14 protein-coding genes are annotated in these 14,937 nt (G+C 70.5%); 8 read left to right on the top strand and 6 right to left on the bottom strand.

Annotated features, from left to right (window positions below; all coding sequences use genetic code 11):
* On the top strand, positions 1 to 532 hold a 532-nt coding region (locus FE633_RS05815; RefSeq protein WP_138044112.1), incomplete at its 5' end, for an HAD-IA family hydrolase.
* 142 nt (positions 533 to 674) lie between these two features.
* Complete coding sequence (locus FE633_RS05810; RefSeq protein ID WP_246113443.1) at positions 675 to 1,847, top strand: ROK family transcriptional regulator; 1,173 nt, start codon at positions 675 to 677, stop codon at positions 1,845 to 1,847.
* 444 nt (positions 1,848 to 2,291) lie between these two features.
* Here FE633_RS05810 and absR1 read toward each other — a convergent pair whose 3' ends face one another.
* On the bottom strand, positions 2,292 to 3,377 hold the full coding sequence (gene absR1, locus FE633_RS05805) for a beta-glucuronidase AbsR1 (RefSeq protein ID WP_138043989.1): 1,086 nt from the start codon (positions 3,375 to 3,377) through the stop codon (positions 2,292 to 2,294).
* 96 nt (positions 3,378 to 3,473) lie between these two features.
* Between absR1 and FE633_RS05800 the strand changes: the two genes are divergently transcribed.
* Positions 3,474 to 5,399: a LuxR family transcriptional regulator AbsR2 gene (locus tag FE633_RS05800; protein WP_246113442.1), complete on the top strand. Its 1,926-nt coding sequence runs from the start codon at positions 3,474 to 3,476 to the stop codon at positions 5,397 to 5,399.
* A 35-nt stretch (positions 5,400 to 5,434) separates the two neighbouring features.
* Here FE633_RS05800 and FE633_RS05795 read toward each other — a convergent pair whose 3' ends face one another.
* On the bottom strand, positions 5,435 to 8,038 hold the full coding sequence (locus tag FE633_RS05795) for a CHAT domain-containing protein (RefSeq protein WP_138043988.1): 2,604 nt from the start codon (positions 8,036 to 8,038) through the stop codon (positions 5,435 to 5,437).
* Positions 8,039 to 8,181: 143 nt separating this feature from the next.
* Here FE633_RS05795 and FE633_RS05790 point away from each other — a divergent pair, with 143 nt between their 5' ends.
* The 3 genes from FE633_RS05790 to FE633_RS05780 are packed head-to-tail and all read left to right on the top strand — an operon-like array spanning position 8,182 to position 10,786.
* Positions 8,182 to 9,621 carry a S8/S53 family peptidase gene (locus tag FE633_RS05790; protein WP_138043987.1) on the top strand — a complete coding sequence of 480 codons (1,440 nt, stop codon included), beginning with the start codon at positions 8,182 to 8,184 and terminating at the stop codon, positions 9,619 to 9,621.
* Complete coding sequence (locus FE633_RS05785) at positions 9,618 to 10,274, top strand: RNA polymerase sigma factor (RefSeq protein WP_138043986.1); 657 nt, start codon at positions 9,618 to 9,620, stop codon at positions 10,272 to 10,274. Before FE633_RS05790 ends, FE633_RS05785 begins: the two co-directional genes overlap by 4 nt.
* The gene (locus FE633_RS05780; protein WP_138043985.1) at positions 10,271 to 10,786 is read left to right on the top strand and encodes a hypothetical protein; all 516 of its coding nucleotides are present in this window, start codon (positions 10,271 to 10,273) and stop codon (positions 10,784 to 10,786) included. Before FE633_RS05785 ends, FE633_RS05780 begins: the two co-directional genes overlap by 4 nt.
* Here FE633_RS05780 and FE633_RS05775 read toward each other — a convergent pair.
* The 4 genes from FE633_RS05775 to FE633_RS05760 all read right to left on the bottom strand — a co-directional run bounded on the left by FE633_RS05775 (position 10,775) and on the right by FE633_RS05760 (position 13,168).
* Positions 10,775 to 11,014 carry a hypothetical protein gene (locus FE633_RS05775; RefSeq protein ID WP_138043984.1) on the bottom strand — a complete coding sequence of 80 codons (240 nt, stop codon included), beginning with the start codon at positions 11,012 to 11,014 and terminating at the stop codon, positions 10,775 to 10,777. The two genes, FE633_RS05780 and FE633_RS05775, sit on opposite strands and share 12 nt — an antisense overlap.
* 256 nt (positions 11,015 to 11,270) lie before the next feature.
* Positions 11,271 to 12,002, bottom strand: a complete 732-nt coding sequence (locus FE633_RS05770) for a tetratricopeptide repeat protein (protein WP_212747163.1) — start codon at positions 12,000 to 12,002, stop codon at positions 11,271 to 11,273.
* Positions 12,003 to 12,156: 154 nt separating this feature from the next.
* On the bottom strand, positions 12,157 to 12,516 hold the full coding sequence (locus tag FE633_RS05765; protein WP_138043982.1) for a cupin domain-containing protein: 360 nt from the start codon (positions 12,514 to 12,516) through the stop codon (positions 12,157 to 12,159).
* Between the two features lie 193 nt (positions 12,517 to 12,709).
* A complete protein-coding gene (locus FE633_RS05760) occupies positions 12,710 to 13,168 on the bottom strand; it encodes a MarR family winged helix-turn-helix transcriptional regulator (protein ID WP_171059816.1) in 459 nt (152 codons plus the stop codon).
* 186 nt (positions 13,169 to 13,354) lie between these two features.
* On the opposite strand from FE633_RS05760, the gene FE633_RS05755 reads away from it, so the two are divergent.
* Together FE633_RS05755 and FE633_RS05750 are read left to right on the top strand one after the other, a co-directional pair.
* Entirely contained in the window at positions 13,355 to 14,323 is a 969-nt protein-coding gene (locus tag FE633_RS05755) for an alpha/beta hydrolase (RefSeq protein WP_138043981.1), read from the top strand.
* Between the two features lie 122 nt (positions 14,324 to 14,445).
* Positions 14,446 to 14,937, top strand: a 492-nt coding sequence (locus tag FE633_RS05750; RefSeq protein ID WP_119103280.1) for a peptidylprolyl isomerase, incomplete at its 3' end; no start/stop codon positions are given.

The raw sequence follows: 14,937 nt of genomic DNA, 5'->3' as shown, positions 1-14,937 counted from the left end.
CGTCATGCGCTTCCAGGCCGTCCTGGAGGCCTACCGCCCGTACCACGAGATCCTGCACTCCAGCCTGCGCAACGCCATGCGCCTGCACGGCCTGGAGTACCGCGACTCCGACGGTGACGCGCTCGTTGAGGCCGTGCCCACCTTCGGCCCCTTCCCGGAGGTGCCGGACGCGCTGCGCGCGCTGAAGACCAAGTACGAGATCGCCATCATCTCCAACACCGACGACAACCTGATCGCGCGGAACGTCGAGAACATCGGTGTCGAGTTCGACTACGTCATCACCGCCCAGCAGGCCGGCGCCTACAAGCCCGATCGCCAGACCTTCGAGTACGCCTTCAAGACCATGGGCGTCGAGCCGTCGCAGGTCATCCACGTCGCCCAGGGCTGGGAGTACGACCACATCCCGACCCGCGACCTCGGCCTGAAGCGCCGGGTGTGGATCAACCGCTACGGCCACCCGGGCAGCGCCGACTACCAGCCCTACGACGAGCTGCCCGACCTGTCGGGCCTGCCGAAGCTCCTCGGCTGCTGATCCAAGCCGACACAGGACAGAGAACACAGAGCCGAGCGCTGCGAACCCGCCTCCAGCAGGAGACGGCCACGAGGTTCTCCCCCCGAGAGGAGCAGGCGGAGCCACTGGTTCGGGCTGCGTACGGTCTCGCTAAGGTCATGAGGTGAGCAGCATCAACCCCACACCGCGCGACTACAACAAGGCAAATGTCCTTGACGTGGTTCTCGCCCATGCGCCGTTGACCCGGAACAAGCTCATCGAGCTCACGGCATTGAGCAAGGCGACGGTGTCGCGGGCAGTGGAGGAACTGCGCTCTGACGGGTTCGTCGTGGACGGGGGAGTCGACGCCGTCGCCGGGCGTGGCCGTCCGTCGACGTACCTCGACGTGCCCGAGACGGCCGGACACGTCGTGGGGGTCGGCTTCGGCGCCGTGACCACCGGCGTGCTGGTCACCGACCTACGCGGCCGTGAGATCGGACACGTGATCGTTCCGACGGCCGAGCACCACGACGTTCCCGCTGCCGGCCGGTGGCTGGTCGACCTGATCGCGCAGACCAGCGCACCCGCACGAGGGCCGCTGCGCCAGGTCGTCGTGGCACTGCCCGCCCATGTCCGCGACGGCGCCGAGGTCTTTCGGCCTGCCGATCCGATGAAAATCTTCTCCGGCAGAGACCTCCAGCGAGCCGTCGAACAACTCCTCGATGCTCCAGTGACCTTCGACAGTGACGCGAACGCATCCTTGCTCCAGGTGCTCACGGACGACGCAAGCATCCATAACGCCGCCCTGTTCAGCGTCAGCAGCACCCTGAATTTCGCCACCTGCAGGGACCAGGAACTGGCTCGGGGACGTACTCCTGCGTTCGGCGACATCGGTTCCCTCTCCTCGGGCATCGACGACCGCACCCTCAACGGGCTGCTGAGCACCGCAGGGCTTGTGAGGTTCGCTCGTGACCACGGACTGGACGTCGAACGCGTCGAGGACCTGTGGCTGACGTCTCAGGACCATCGAGCCCGTGCGGAGATACTCAAGGCGTTCACGACGGCGGTCACGACCGCCGTGAGCATCGTCGCCGTGACACTCGATCCCGAATCCGTCTACTTCGTCGGCCGGCTGCGCCCCTTGGTCGACGAGGTGCTCCCCGACGTACGCAAGCGACTCGAACAGACCTTGCCGGCCATCCCCCGGATCACGACCGTCTCCCAGGTCCTGGGACTCTCGGTAGCACGCGGCGCGATGCACGCCAGCCTTGCCATGACCCACAACCGCCTACGGGACGCGCTGCTCAAGGCACGCAGTCAGGGACCGCGGCACGAGCAAGCTGCGCCGGCATTCTGATCAGGACCGCGAGCATGAGAACGAGAGCGCCGTCGAGACGAGTGGAACAGGCGCCTTGTCACCTACGGAATCCAAGCCCAGCACCTCCTTCTGACCCTCGGCTTCGTCCTGTCCGGGCCGGATCCCGAGCGCCCGCTCCCGCTCGGCCAAGTCGCCCCACGCGCCCAGCACATCGTCTCGACCGCCATCCGGGGAACCGCCGACTCCGGTCCAGAACAGACGCCACTCATCCACAACTCAGCTCCCTCCGTGCGCAACACAACCTGCCGCAACACGGGGACCGTACACAGAAAGTCGAGTCATGCGGCCACGCGGAAAACCGTGGTCCGGGCGTGGCCGAGGACGTCACCATCCCCCGAAGGCGACGTCCTCGACCGCTCCCCCGGTGCCGGAAGATGGTCTGTGTGTCCGTCGGAAACGGACTCGTGCCGATGGCCAGTGCCGTCACCAGCACATGACCGCCGTCTCGCCCGAACCCCAGGTGGAGTAGAGGCGCACGCGGACGAAGTAGCGTCGGCCCTTGACGAGCCGGACCTTGATGTGAGCGTTGTGCGGTGTCCCGCCGTCGTCCCGTCCGCAGAGGTAGCGCGGCTCGCCGCCCATCTCCTCGAAGACCACGACGACGGTGTCGCTCTCTCCGAAGGTGCCGACGGTGTACTCGCGCGTCTCCGGCGGTTCGACGACCAGGTCGGCCTGTTCGCCGGTGCCGAGGCCCAAGGGCACCGAGCGGAAGGGCACGAGCGTGGTCGGCCGCGGCGTGCCGGCCGGCGGATACCAGCGGTGGACGAACTCCTTGTCGGCGGGGGAGAGGGCGCCGGGCGGCTGCAGTCCCGCCCGGTACCGCTCCGGTTCGAGGATCAGCCCCGCCTCGAAGGGATACTCCATGATCGACTGCGGGTCCCAGGCGGAGCCGTTGACTTCGCCCGGGCCGAGCTTGCGCAGAATGTTGTAGTACGTCTTGTCGCGGTTCCAGAAGTTCGGCGGACCCGCCAGGTCGGCGTAAACGGCTTCGTCGTCCCAGTGGATGCCCGCGAACGGGCTCTGGTGTTCGTGGAGCATGCCGAGGGCGTGGCCGATCTCGTGCAGAGCTGTCGACCGGTTCCCGGGCGCGGTCAGGTCCCAGCCGAAGTTCATGGTGCGCCGGCCGCGGCCGACCGAGAGCGCGTCCCGGCCCACCGTGGAGTAGGAGCCGTCGCCGAGCTGGAACCCTATGCGCAGTTCCGCCTCCGACCGGTCGCCGACTTCGGCGAAGGCGAGGCCGACACCGAGATCCTGCCACTCCTGGAAGCAGTCGCGCACGACGTCCTGCTGCTCCTTGGCGCCGGCCCACGACACCCATCGTGTCTCGTCGGTCCCCGGGACGGGGATGACGGACCCGTCGGTCTCGCCGTCGAAGAAGTAGTAGTGCAGAACAGTGCCGTTGACCCACATCTGGTGGCCGGAGATGAGCGCACTGAGCCGCTCGGCGGTCAGCCCGGGGCCGAAGGCCGGGGCCGGCTGCTGCGGGAGCGAGCAGTAGCGTGCGTTCATGCACTCAGACTGGGGCCGGCGGGCCTCCGTGCGCCTGAGTCGAGGGCTACTCAAGTCCCCCTGTATCAGAACTGAGTAGCCCCGCTCTCATTGGACGTGAAGACCTTCGAACGGGACGCGAAGACTCTTGAAATGCCCTGGCCGTTCACGGGCCGGGAGGACGAACTGGAGCTGATCCGCGGATCGCTCACCGCCGGACGCCACGGCATCGTGGTGACGGGCCCCGAGGGCTGCGGCAAGACCCGGCTCGTCAAGGAGGCCGTCCGCGGCACCGGTTGCGCGACCGTGACGGGCACGCCGGAGACACGGCGGATTCCCTTCGCCGGGTTCGCGCACCTCCTGCCGGAGGGGGTCTCGCTGCACCGAGCGGTCCATCTCCTGGCCGGCGTCCGCAATCTGCTCGTCGACGACGCGCATCTACTGGACGACGCGTCGGCCGCGCTGGTTCATCAGCTGGCCGTGCACGGGCGCACCCGTCTGCTGGTCGTCTCGACGGACAACGCACCCGTCCCCGGCGCGATCCACGCCGAACCCGTTCCCGGCGCGGTGTCCCGGCTCTGGACCGGAGAGCTGCTGCCGCGCCTGCGTCTGGAGCCGCTGCCGCCTCAGGACGTGGCCCAGCTGGTGGCCGCGGACGTGGACGGTGCCGTGGAGCAGCTCACCGTGAACCGGCTGCACCGGCTGTGCCAGGGGGACCTGCGGCTGCTGCGGGAACTGCTGGGCGCGTTGTGTCGACGGGGACTGCTGACCCGGGCGTCCGACGCGTGGGCCTGGCGGGGCCCGGTGCCGGTGACCGCGACCGTGCGGGAGCGGACCGCGAGCGCCCTCGACCGCTTGAGCCCGGACGAGTCGGCGGCTCTCGAACGGCTCGCCTTCAGTGAGCCGCTGGGCCTGGACATCGGCGAACTGGACGAGGGGCTGCTCGAACGTCTTGAGGCCCAAGGGCTGATCGGCATCGACGAACACTCCGCCGTTCGCCTCTCGCACCCGCTGCACGGACCGGTACTGCGGGCCGGCGCCGGACAGTTGAGGGCCAGGCGACTGACCCGTACACCGCCCCGGTACGGGCCCGCCCTCGACGCGGAGAGCGCCGCTCTGACGCGACGAATCGAGCAGGCCGACGTACGGGAAGTGCCCACCCCTGTCGGGGACTGGCTGGCCGAGGAAGGCGCGGGCCCGGACAGCCCTGTGCCGGCCGAGTACGCGGCGGTGCGAGCCCGCGTCGCACGGCTGCGCGGAGCGTTGCGGGAGGCCGTGGCGTGGGCGCGAGAAGGCCTGCGGACGGCGGCGGACGATCTGTCCTGCCGCGCCGAACTCGCCCTCGCCGAAGCGCAGTCGGGCCATGCGACAGCAGCCCACGACGTGCTGGAGGGCCATCCGGCGCCCGGCCAGGCGGCCACCTGGCTGTGGGCCGCCCGGGGAGACACCGGCAAAGCGCTGAAGGCGGTCTGCCTGGAACCGGTCAGCGGGGACTTCAGCGGGGACAGCGCCTTCGCCCTGTACGACGCGGTGCGCCTCGGCGCCCCCGATCTGGTCGCGGACCGGCTCGCCCGGCTGCCCGGCGAGCCCGCGGCTCTGCTGGCCCCGCATGCGGACGCGCTCGCCCGGGGGGACGGACCGGCGCTGGACCGGGCGGCCGAACGACTGGAGCAGCGCGGCTTCCTGCTCTTCGCGGCCGAGGCGCACGCGCAGGCCGTACGGGTCCACCGCGACCCGCGGGCCGCCCGCATGTCACGGTCGCGTGCCGTGACGCTGGCCCGGCGGTGCCAGGGAGCCCGCACACCCGCGCTGTCCCGGCTCGTACTGGGCGAACTCACGGCCCGGCAACGGCAGATCGTCACGCTCGCGGCCGCCGGCCTGAGCAACCGGCAGATCGCGGAGCAGCTGACCCTGTCGATCCGTACCGTCGGCAACCACCTGTACGGCGCCTATGCCCGACTCGGCGCCGGCGATCGTGACGCGCTGCCCTGGCTCGTGGACGCCCCGGAGGAGGCCGGACTGCCGACCGCACGGTCAGCCTGAATCGTCGGCCCGCGCTCCCACACCCCGAGCGCGCTTCAGGCCGCACCGAACGCCGCGAACGCCCACCCGGTGGCCTGGTGCACCGCGTCGCTCGGCAGCGCGGCACGTGCGTCGCGCAGCGCCTCGGCCAGGGAGAGCCCCGAGCTCAGACCCTTGTGCAGCGCGAGCATCAACGCCACCACCGTGGCGTCGTTGACCGGCACGCTGCTCGCCACGATCCCCGCCGTGCCCAGCGACAACAGGGCTGTGACGAGTCCGAGAACCTCGTCGGCGCCGACCGAGGCGAGCCTGGCGGTGTCGCAGCTGGACAGGATGATCCGGTACGGGCTGCGCTGCAGGCGCTCGAAGTCATGCACGATGAGCGGACCGTCGGCCATCCGCAGCGACGAGAACAGCGGACTGTCCGCGCGGAACGTACCGTGTGCCGCGATATGGGCGAGCATGGCTCCGTCGAGCGAGTCCAGCACACGCGGCACCCGGGCGTCGTCGCCTTCCAGCACCGTCGTCCTGCCGTACCGGTCGACCAGCTCGGGCACCTCCGCGCCGCCGGTCGCCAGGCCCGGGCCACGGACCAGCACATGCCCTCCGTCCGGCGGCGGCTCGGTCTCCACGGCGCGCAGCCAGCTGCTCGCCGACGGCGAGACGCTGAGGACACGCTCCCGGAGCGAAGGCAGCAGCGCCCACGGCACGCGGTGCAGACTGCCGGGCGGCACCACCACGACCGGGCCGGAACCCAGATGAGAGACGGCCGCGCCGAGCAGCAGCTCCTCCAGACGCCGCCCCGAGGCCTCCAGCACCTTGAGCCTGCCCTCCGCCCCGGGGTGGGCCAGGCGACGCAATCCGGCCTGCACATGTTCGGCCTCGGCCACCGCGTCCGCGAGCAGACCCGCCTCGAAGCGCCGTACACGGCCGTCGCCGCAGAGCAGCACCTGGACCCGGCCGTCGAGCACGGCGATCTCCACCAGCCGCCCGTCCTCCAACCGCTCCAGCAGTCTGCCGGGATCGAACCGGTGTCCGCCGCCGGGGACCTCACCGCGGATGTGCAGGGTCCGGGAGCGCACCTCGCGTTCCAGGCGGCGCTGTTCACGCTCCAGGGGCGGCACCGGCCGGCCCTCCACACGGGCGGCCTCCGCACGGGCCGCGATCTCCCGGAACGCGGTGAGGCTGCTCAGCAGCGCCGGGTCGGCAGGCGGCCGCGTGGGGGGTGACGAGAGCACCGTGGCCCGCCAGCGCTCACTCCACACGAGCAGCCGCCGCGGCCCACCGGAGACGAGACTGGCCCGCTGAGCCAGGGCGGCGAGCTCCGCTCCCTGCGCGGTGGCGCGGGCGCGCAGTTCCGAGGCACCGAGCGTCATCCGGTGGTCGTCGAGCACGTCGAGCCCGCGCCGGCAGGCCTCCAGCACGCCCCGGCTGGAACCGGCGGCCTGTGCCCGAAGCGCCTGTGCCGCCCAGCCGGTCATCCGCGCCAGCGGCGGCCCGCTCCCTCTGCTGCGGGCGGCGACGGCCAGATGCCGCTCGGCGTCGGCGGTCCAGCCCAGGGAGAGGGCGATCCGCCCCGCGAGCAGCGACGCCTCCGGTGCGGCGGGCGAACCGAATCCGGCCAGCTGTTCGGCCAACTCCGCTGCCTCGGCCACCAGCCGCCCCGAGCTGCGGCCGGCCGCCACCCGTGCCTCGATCGACACCAGCCGCGCGTGCGTCTCCCACCAGCTGCGACGCTGGCCCGCGAAGAGACGTACGGCCAGGGCCGCCCGGGCGATCGCGGTGTGCGGATCGCCCGCCAGCCGCGCGGCGCGGGCGGCGGCCAGCAACAGCTCCGCCTTACGAGTGCTCTGGCCGCCGATGCGGTCGAGTTCGGCTATCGCCGTATCGGCCTCGGCAAGCGCTTCGGGTGCCAGTCCGGCGGCCATCAGGACCTCGCAGCGCCGGATGTAGAACACGAAGATCGGGGTCCCGAGCTTGGCGTACCGCTCGGCGGCCTCGTCGAACAGACGCAGCGCCGCGGGGATGTCGCCCGACCGGAAGGCGGCCAGCGCCCGGCTCTCGACGACATCGGCCTTGTCGTGCTCCTGGCCGGTGGTGTCCCACAACCGTTCGGCCGCGGCGAAGTCGGCGTCGGCCCGCTCCACCGCGCCCAGCGCCAGGTGCACGGTGGCGCGCAGGGTCAGGGCCCGAGCGGTCCAGATGACGTCGTCCGCCTGCCGCAGTACGGGAGTTGCCCGGCGCAGATCGTCCAGGGCCTCGCGATGGTGTCCCAGCACCCACCAGACGTACCCCCGGCGGAACAGGACACGGGCCCGGGTGTGACCCGTACCCCGGGTGACACCGCGCTCGAAAGCGGCCAGCCCCTGCCGAGTGCGCCCCGCGTGCACCAACGCAACCCCGAGCGTGGCCAGGACATCCGCCTCCCGGTCGGCGGAACCCGAACGTGCCGCGAGGTCGCGGGCGCGCCGCAGATGCCGCAGGGCGATACGGAGATCGCCGAAGTCACGCTGCCACATGCCGATCACCTGGTGGGCGACGGAGGCGTGGAGCGGCGACGGATCGGCGTCGAGCACCGCCTCTGCCCTCGCCAACGCGTCGTTGGGGCGGGCGAACACCATCGGGAGGAGATCGAGAATCGCGTCGCTTCCGCCTGTCACCCCTCGGATGGTAGAGGTCCGGGCAGCGCGGCAGACAGGGATGACGCTGTATCAATCCTCATGCTGTATCGATCGTCGTGCTGTATCAACCAATCGTCTGGCGGCTCTGATTGACGAACGTCGGCTCAAGGGGAGGACACGCCATGGCACCTCAGCGATTCCAGGAGCAGTTCGATCAGATCCAGCGCTCGATGCCCGATGTGCCGTTGGCGATGGGCCCGGACGACTCCGCCGAGTTCCTCTACGAGAAGGGTGTCGTGCTGGCCCGTGACGGCGAGGAGGCACAAGTCGTCGAGGACACCGTGCGGGAGCGGTTCGCCGAGTTCACCGGACTCCAGGCGGACAGCGTGCGCAGGGCGGGGCCGTCGGCCGGCCGGTCGGGCATCACCCGTATCCAGGTGGGCGATCCGGGCCAGGGCGACCGACGCGGCGACCGCGCCGTCGCGGGCGCACTGCGGGCGCTGCGCGAGGTGGAGGGGCGGGCCGGGCACCGGCTGGTGAGCCGCAACCACGTGGTGTCGATCGCGGTCAACGCCTGTCCCGGCGACGAGCCCGTGCCCGCCCCGCTCACCCTCCCGCCCAACCCGGCCCTGGAGGAGGGCCTGTACGACCAGGACACCGCCGTCGGCGTCCTGGTGATCGACACCGGGCTCATGCACGACTACCGGGCCTACGCCGCGCTGGCGCACACCCAGGGGGACGGTCAGCTCACCGAGACCGACGACAAGGGAATCCTCCAGCAGTACGTCGGCCACGGCACCTTCATCGCGGGGCTCGTCGCGGCGGTCGCACCCAACACGGACATCACGGTCCGCAACACACTGAACGACGCCGGCGCCATCCTGGAATCCGACTTCGGCGACAAGCTCTTCGAGGCCGTCGACCGGGACGGCTGGCCCGCCGTCATCAGCCTCTCCGCGGGCACGTCGAACGGCAGCTCCGAAGGGCTGCTCGGCGTGGAGGCGTTCATGCGGGAACTGCGCGACCAGCCCCGCACCCTGCTCGTCGCGGCAGCCGGCAACAACGCCAGCGCCACACCCTTCTGGCCCGCCGCCTACGCCAGTGTCCCCGGCTACGAGAACGTCGTGCTGTCGGTCGGAGCGCTGCGCAGCGACGGCGAGTTCGGCGCCTGCTTCAGCAACCACGGCCCCTGGGTGAAGGTCTACGCCCCGGGAGAGCGGCTGACGAGCTCGTTCACCGGCTTCGGCGCACCCGTGCCGTACGTCTACCAGCACTCCTCGTACGACGCCTGCCGGCACGGTTTCAGCTACGCCTGCACCTGCCAGTACCCCAAGCACATCGGCGAGTTGAGCGAGGGGAGCAAGCCGACGTCGGGCCGGCCGGAGCAGGTGATGTTCGAGGGGTTCGCCCAGTGGAGCGGGACCTCGTTCGCCACTCCGGTGGTCGCCGGCATGGTCGCCGCCCACATGGTGGCGCACAAGGAAGCCGATCCTCGTGCCGCCCGGCGACAGCTCCTGCTGGCGAACAGCGGCCACGCGGAAGTACGCGGAGCCGTCGTGCCCGCGCTGCGCCCACCCACCTGGAGCCCGGTCCCCGTCGTCCAGCCGACTCCTCCGGCATGACGCTCTCCTGCACGATCTCGGCCGGAACCACCCATTCCGCGGCGTACGATGACTTGCCGTACACGAGGGGTGGGGCCGTGGACCGTGTTGCTGTCGGTGCGCTTGTCCAGTCCGCCGCCGACGGAGACGCGGCGGCCTGGAAAGCGCTGGTGGACGGGCTGAGCCCGCTGGTGTGGTCGGTCGTGCGCGCGCATCGGCTCTCCGACGCGGACGGGCACGAGGTGTATCAGACCGCCTGGTTCCGCTTCGCCCAGCACTTACGGCGGATCCGTGAACCGCAGAAGGCCGGGTCGTGGCTCGCGAGCACCGCGCGGCACGAGTGCCTCAAGGTCATCAGGACCACAAGCCGGCTCACCCCCACGGACGATCCACGACTGCTCGACCGGGTCAGCGACGACCGCACACCCGAGCAGACGGTCATCGACTCCGAGGAGGCGGCCGCCGAAGCGGAGCGCATCCGTCGGCTGTGGCAGGAGTTCGACGAACTGGGCGACCGCTGCAGGCAGTTGCTCCGCGTCCTGATGGCCTCGCCGCCGCCCAGCTACCAGGAGGTGTCCGCTTCACTGGGCATCGCAGTGGGCAGTATCGGGCCCCTGCGCCAGCGTTGCCTGCGTCGCCTGCGAGCGCGCCTTGCCGCACGGGGGGTTCTGTGAACGACGACGACGTTTTCGACGACGGCGGACGCGGCGGCGACGGTTTCGACCACGAGGCTTCGGAGGCTTTGGAGGACGACGTTCTCGAAGAGGCACTGCGCCAGGCCGCGGCCATCCTGGACCCGGTGCCCGCCGAGCTGCGGCGCACTGCCGTCGAGGCCTACGCCCTGAACTCGCTGCACGACGTGGACGCCCAACTCGCCCAGCTGACCTTCGACTCCCTCGTCGACGCCGTCCCGGTCCGGGGGCCGGACGTGCCCAGGATGCTGACCTTCAGCACCGTCGCCCTCACCGTCGACGTCGAGGTGACGGCCCAAGGGATGATGGGGCAGGTACTGCCACCGCGGCCGGCACGCATCGAAATCCTGGGCGGTCCGCAGTCGGCCTCGGCCACGACGGTCACAGCCGACGAGATGGGTCGCTTCACCTGCGACCTGTCCCTCACCGGTCCCTTCGCACTGCGGCTGCGGAGCGGCGAGGAGGTCGTCCTGACGGAGTGGTTACGTCTGTGACCTGACGAACCGGCCGGGCGAGCGGGGCGGCAGGGAACGAGAGCCGGAGGTGGAGACGGGGGCGGGGGCGGAGCCCGCGGGGGACCCCGGCGGGCGGCCCGTGGACGAGGAGTCCGCGTTGAGGATCCAGCCGAGCTCGCGCAGGAGCCGGCGGGCTTCGCTGCGCACCTGCAGTGGTACGTCGCCGCGTTCGGAGATCAGCTGGGCGTAGATCGGTGCTTCATGCACGAGTGACGCTTCCCCTCGGGTCCGGTGCCTCGCCCCAACGGTAGGGCCGCGCCGTCGCCGCGACTGCCATCCTCCCGGTTCGGACAGAACCGGAAGCGACACGACCATGGAGGGGCACCGAGGCCACTCCAGATGTCAAACAGAGTCAGCCGCAGTCAGCCGCGTAGCCGTGGGTGCGCGGTGACAGCGCGAGCGCAGCCCCCGGAAGAACGCGAGCCGCAGGGACGGCAGTTCAGCCGGTGGTTCAGTCGGTGGTTCAGCCACTGCGCACATGGGCCAGCAGCTCCCGGACATGGTGTGTCGCGGGGTGGTCGGGCCCGATATGGCGTTCGCTGTCGGCCAGGGTGCGCCGGAAGGACTCCGCGCTCCGCTCCTCGTTTCCCGCCCTGTCGTGGGCGTGGGCGAGATTGCCCCGGGAGAGCAGGGTTTCGGGATGGCCGGGTCCCAGGACCCGCTCACGATCGGCCAGGGTCCGCTCGTGCAGGGGGATGGCACGGGCCAGGTTCCCTGTCTGCTCGAGGGCGCGGGCGAGATTGTCACGGCACAGCAAGGTGCGTGGGTCGTCGGGGCCGAAGGCGCGCTCACGACCGGCCAGAGCGTGCTCGTAGAGCGGGATGGCGCGGGCCGGGTCGCCGGCCGCCTCGTAGCCGCCCGCGAGGTTGTTGTGAACGGTGAGGGTGTCTGGGTGGTCGGGCCCGAGAAGGCGTTCGCTGTCGGCCAGGGTCCGCTCGAACAGCGATACGGCACGATCGAGGTGTCCCGCCTGTTGACAGGCACCCCCCAGGTTGCTGCGGGAGCGCAGGGTGTCGGGATGGTCGGGCCCGAGGTCACGTTCGCGACCGGTCATCTGCCGTTCCAGCAACGACACCAGGTCGTGCCCTGACCGTAGTTCCACCACCGGCCGGTCCCCGCCCTCCCGAGGTACGGGCAGTCCCTCCACCGACCGGTCCTCCGCGGCCCGCTGTAACTCCCTGCGAAGCGCGCGCATCGTCTCGGCACATCGCGCGCACGGCATTCCGGACATGGCTTCCCCCGCCCAGTCATCTGCCTGGCCACAGGGTACGCGCGGCCTGCGCGACGGGATGCCGGACGGGATGCGTGACCGGATACGTGACGTGAAAAGGCGTGCCGGACCGAAAGCCCTATTCCGCCTTCGCGTACTTCTGGGCCATGCCTCCCTCGAAGTCGTACAGCACCACCGGTTCGTCACCCACGACCCAGGCGTCATGGCCGGGCGGGACCACGAAGACATCGCCGGCTCCGACCTCGGTCTCGCCGCCCTCGTCCATACGGATGCGCATCCGTCCCTGGACGATGTAGCCGTTGTGATGGATCTGGCAGCTCTCGGTCCCCGCGATCGGAGCCACGGACTCGGACCAGCGCCAACCGGGCTCGAAGGTTCCCACGGCGAAGTCGAGTCCGGTGAGGTGCACTGCTTCGAGGTGGCCCCGGGGGAAATCGCGCCGCTCATCCGGTTTTTCGACCGTCTTGACCTCGATCATGACGGCTCCTTCCACTCTGGCTGTGGCCGACACTGTCGCGGGCCCAGTGGTCGCCGCCCCACGACGGTCACGACGCCACGGCCGACATCGGCCGGCCGGCCGACACCGGTCGGCAGGGTCCCGCCATTCCATCGTCTGCCTGTCCATCTGGGGCCGCCATTTGGGGGAGGGGCCCGGAATGCGACGGGCACAGTCAGTTCTCGGTGACGTGTGCCGTGAGCAGGCGCAGGAGCTGCTTGGCCATGGCGTCCTGTTCAGGGGTCAGGCCCATGGCATCGCCGATGGCGAGGGGAACGGTGCGGGCCCGCTCCCGAAGCCGCGCTCCGGCGTCCGTGAGGCGGATGGCCACGGAGCGTTCGTCCTCCGCGCGTCGTTCGCGGTGCAGCAGGCCGCCCGCCTCCAGGCGCTTGAGGAGGGGCGAGAGGGTGCTGGACTCCAACTGGAGCGCCGTGCCCAGGTCGCGCACGGAGATCGAGTCCTGTTCCCACAGCACGAGCATGACGAGGTACTGCGGGTAGGTGAGCCCGAGTTCCTCCAGCAGCGGGCGGTAGCGCGCGGTGACCGCCCGTGAGGCGGCGTAGAGGGCGAAGCACAGCTGGTCGTCCAGAAGCAGCGATCCCTCCTGGCTCGGTTCTCTCTCGGCTGTGCTCACGGAAGTGCTCCCTGGTGCGGCGCGTGCATCGCGGTCTCCACCCTATCGTTCAAGTCCCCCCGATTGTATCGGGTACGAATTAGTTGTGCACGACTTAATACTGCGCTACCTTCATGGCATGCCGCCGCTCCGCAGCGCAGGCCGCTGGTGGAGGCTGCGCGCGGCATCCGATCGGAGGAGATCGACATGACCGAGAACTCCAGCCCCCGCCCCGTCCTGGAACCCGCTGCCGAGGCCTTCGCCGAGGCGACCGCGAAGCCGCCCTACCTCTTCGACCTCGGTCCGGCAGAGGGCCGCAAGGTCGTCGACGAGGTGCAGTCGGACGAGATCGCGAAGCCCGCCGTCGACGAGGAGTGGATCACCGTGTCGGGTGGCCCGACCGGCCAGGTCCGCGCACGCATCGTCCGCCCCGCGGGAGCTGAGGGCGTCCTCCCGGTGATCGTGTACCTCCACGGCGCCGGCTGGGTCTTCGGCAACGCCCATACCCACGACCGCCTCGTACGCGAACTGGCCGTCGGAACCGGCGCCGCGGTCGTCTTCCCCGAGTACGACCTGTCGCCCGAGGCCCGCTACCCCGTCGCCATCGAGCAGAACTACACCGTCGCTCAGTGGGTCGTCACCGACGGCGCCGACCACCACCTCGACGCCACCCGCATCGCGGTGGCCGGCGACTCCGTCGGCGGCAACATGACCGCCGCCCTGACCCTGATGGCCAAGGACCGCGGTGACGTCCCCCTCACCGCCCAGGTCCTCTTCTACCCGGTCACCGACGCCGCCTTCGACACCGGCTCCTACCACCAGTTCGCCGAGGGATACTTCCTGCGCCGCGATGCCATGCGGTGGTTCTGGGACCAGTACACGACCGACGCGGCGCAGCGCGCGGAGATCACCGCGTCCCCGCTGCGCGCCACCGCCGAGCAGCTCGCCGGACTGCCCCCGGCCCTGGTCATCACCGCCGAGGCGGACGTCCTGCGCGACGAGGGCGAGGCCTACGCGAACAAGCTCCGGGAGGCCGGTGTCCCGGTCACCGCGGTTCGCTACCAGGGCATCATCCACGACTTCGTGATGCTCAACGCCCTCGCCGACACCCACGCCGCCCGCGCCGCCATCAGTCAGGCCGTCGTGACTCTGCGCACGGCCTTCGGCGCCGCCTGACACCGCTCAACTGCCGCGTCCCGGCCTCTCGTTCCCGCTCTCCGGGCTCTGTGACGGCGACTCACCCGGATGGTGCAGGACCCGGGATAGGCGCGGGGGAGAGGAGATGTGAGGATGAAGCCATGAGCAATGTGTACTTCGACATCACCATCAACGGCGAGCCCGCGGGTCGGATCGTCTTCAAGCTGTACGACGACGTGGTCCCCAAGACCGCGCGGAACTTCCGTGAGCTGGCCACGGGCGAGCACGGTTTCGGTTACGAGGGCTCCGGATTCCACCGGGTGATCCCTGACTTCATGCTCCAGGGCGGCGACTTCACCCGGGGCGACGGCACCGGCGGCAAGAGCATCTACGGCGAGAAGTTCGCCGACGAGAACTTCCAGCTGAAGCACACCAAGCCGGGCCTGCTGTCCATGGCCAACGCCGGGCCGAACACCAACGGCTCGCAGTTCTTCATCACGACGATCGTCACGGACTGGCTGGACGGCAAGCACGTCGTCTTCGGCGAGGTCGTCGAGGGCCTGGACGTCGTCAAGGCCGTCGAGGCCCAGGGCTCGCGCTCGGGCGCCACCAAGGCCCCGATCGTGATCGCGAAGTCCGGCGTCCTCGCGGAG

Source organism: Streptomyces montanus (assembly GCF_005786655.1).
Classification (GTDB): Bacteria; Actinomycetota; Actinomycetes; order Streptomycetales; family Streptomycetaceae; genus Streptomyces; species Streptomyces sporangiiformans.
This window is presented reverse-complemented; position numbering and strand designations above follow the sequence as displayed.

Excerpts from the sequence above, each read along its gene's own strand:
- absR1 (WP_138043989.1), bottom strand. The coding sequence starts at position 3,377 with ATGAACGCACGCTACTGCTCGCTCCCGCAGCAGCCGGCCCCGGCCTTC.
- FE633_RS05790 (WP_138043987.1), top strand. The coding sequence starts at position 8,182 with ATGGCACCTCAGCGATTCCAGGAGCAGTTCGATCAGATCCAGCGCTCG.
- FE633_RS05785 (WP_138043986.1), top strand. The coding sequence starts at position 9,618 with ATGACGCTCTCCTGCACGATCTCGGCCGGAACCACCCATTCCGCGGCG.
- FE633_RS05770 (WP_212747163.1), bottom strand. The coding sequence starts at position 12,002 with ATGCGCGCGCTTCGCAGGGAGTTACAGCGGGCCGCGGAGGACCGGTCG.
- FE633_RS05765 (WP_138043982.1), bottom strand. The coding sequence starts at position 12,516 with ATGATCGAGGTCAAGACGGTCGAAAAACCGGATGAGCGGCGCGATTTC.
- FE633_RS05755 (WP_138043981.1), top strand. The coding sequence starts at position 13,355 with ATGACCGAGAACTCCAGCCCCCGCCCCGTCCTGGAACCCGCTGCCGAG.